The sequence below is a fragment of the Bacteroides sp. CAG:189 genome (assembly GCF_000432295.1).
GTDB classification, from domain to species: Bacteria; Bacteroidota; Bacteroidia; order Bacteroidales; family Bacteroidaceae; genus Bacteroides; species Bacteroides salyersiae.
Window position 1 is genome coordinate 1 of the sequence record NZ_HF991102.1, and the last position, 1,997, is coordinate 1,997.

3 protein-coding genes are annotated in these 1,997 nt (G+C 40.3%); all 3 read right to left on the reverse strand.

The genetic code is table 11. The annotated features are described in order from the left end of the window. The coding region (locus QVP90_RS14175; RefSeq protein ID WP_288204599.1) for a polysaccharide biosynthesis/export family protein at positions 1 to 584 on the reverse strand (584 nt) is incomplete at its 3' end. 42 nt (positions 585 to 626) lie between these two features. Further along, the gene (locus tag QVP90_RS14180; protein WP_021936811.1) at positions 627 to 1,112 is read right to left on the reverse strand and encodes a UpxZ family transcription anti-terminator antagonist; all 486 of its coding nucleotides are present in this window, start codon (positions 1,110 to 1,112) and stop codon (positions 627 to 629) included. 58 nt (positions 1,113 to 1,170) lie between these two features. Continuing rightward, complete coding sequence (locus QVP90_RS14185; protein ID WP_005934164.1) at positions 1,171 to 1,722, reverse strand: UpxY family transcription antiterminator; 552 nt, start codon at positions 1,720 to 1,722, stop codon at positions 1,171 to 1,173. Positions 1,723 to 1,997 lie beyond the last annotated feature (275 nt).

The following is a 1,997-nucleotide window of genomic DNA, read 5'->3' on the forward strand; positions in this document are numbered from 1 at the left end:
CGTTTGCCGTCTTTTTCACGGATAACAGCCACACGGTCGCGACGGCCATAAATAGTCAAATCACCGGCCATACTCAAAGCTTCCAATAAAGTAATGCGGTCACCGGAAATATCAAATGTACCCGGTCGGGCTACTTCACCCATCACAGAAACTTTAAAGTTCAAAAACTGAACAGTGACGATAGGATCCTTGATCAGATCCTCATTCATTAATTTTTGTTTTATCAACTCCGTCACTTGCATACGGGTCAATCCCTCCACATGAAGCCTTCCTAAAATAGGAAAGTCAATATCGCCATTCTGATCAACAAGATAACCTAACAAACGTTGCTGTCCAGAAGTTGTACTACCTATTTGATAAGTAACTACAGGCATATTAAACGGTAACGCCAACTCCGGGTCTTTACTATTCACCAAAATAGCCAATAGGTCATCCTTATGAATGATTACCTCATAGTTCTTATCAATAACCTCCTCTTTCAGAGAAGCGATATCCTGCAAATAAAGTACCTCTTTGGGGGCAGAGCAGGATGCCAAAATCGCCAACAAACACAGCAAACATTTATACAAAAATCTCATTCTCATTACAATATCTATTAAATGATTCCGCAAAAATTACAATACGCCTTACTCTACAACCTCCCAATCAGGCCAAGGATTGGCTTCCAGACTTTCCAAATAATCGGAAACTTCACATTCCGCCTTAGTCCATTCACGACCGGTCCAACTGTTCATAATTGCATGTGCTTCCCGAGCCAGATCTTCATCAAAAACTTCACTATAACAAGCCACCAAAAGCTGACACTTTAGCAAAGAAGCAGAAAGCTGTCCAAGCAATTGCCAACTACGGTCAAGCAAAGACTGGATTTTCAGATTTTTATTACCATGATCATAGATGGTAGCATGATAGGCCGTCAATAAAACATAGCAACGCCGTGCCTCTTCTTCAACATTGGAACCTCGCAACACAAAAAGCGCCTCAGCCTGACGGTAAACTTCTGTATTGAGTGCACAAAATTCATTGGAATAAAGAGGAGTCCCGTCAAAACCCATATTAAGAAGATCACGGGTTATACGGTACAAAGTATCAATTTGTGATTGAAAAGACAACATATATATAAATTTACAATGAAATAATTAACAATGAAAAGCTGGAGAATAAACCGGCTTCTTACTCACAAGCAGCGTCGGGTATAAGCTCTATCAGAGAAGGATGAATATATGCAGTGGCTACAGCCATAATGCCCTTGATGCAAACAGAAACACGCCGATCGCCTTTTACACGGATAACAATTCCTTCCACCCCTTCGAAAACACCACCAATAATGCGCACACGATCTCCTTTCCGTAAAGAGGTAAGGGCCGGATCAAGATAAACAATCTGTTCTTCGTAGTTTCCCGAAACAGCGATAAAGCTATGCATCTGCGAATCCGGAACGATAAGAGGACGATTCGTCTCACGATCAATGATATAACGCACAGATAAGGAAGAACCAAGAGACTGTTTAACACGATCAATACAAGCAAAAGAGCTGTGGACAAACACAAGGTTATGTACTACAGGAACTAACTTTCGTATCTTACGTTCTCCCTGCTTCACGTATTCATAATGCATCGGGATGAAGTTCTCTATACACTCGGCATCAAGCACTTCCTTCAACTGTAGTTCACGACTATAGGTGACACGAAGCGGATACCAACAGATATCTGTGGATTTGTTCACAATAGAATATTCTTTAGGGACACCGGGGTAATGAAGCTCCTTCCGGTCAAGCGTGTATAAAATGGATTATTAATTCTTCAGATACACTAGCCCTCAATAGTTTCCCTATCGCAGGAGACAAAACATAAAGAGGGGAAATATGTGTTATGTACCATTTTCATTTCAAATTAGTACATAAATAACTATAAACAAACTACTTAACACCAAAAAGTGTTTCAATGAACGTTCGTTTATTGGCACACTATTTTAGAAAGACTTTTATCTCCATTCAGGTT

Bases quoted from the DNA above. Each gene is read 5' to 3' on its own strand.
- QVP90_RS14180 (WP_021936811.1), bottom strand. From the start codon at position 1,112: ATGTTGTCTTTTCAATCACAAATTGATACTTTGTACCGTATAACCCGT.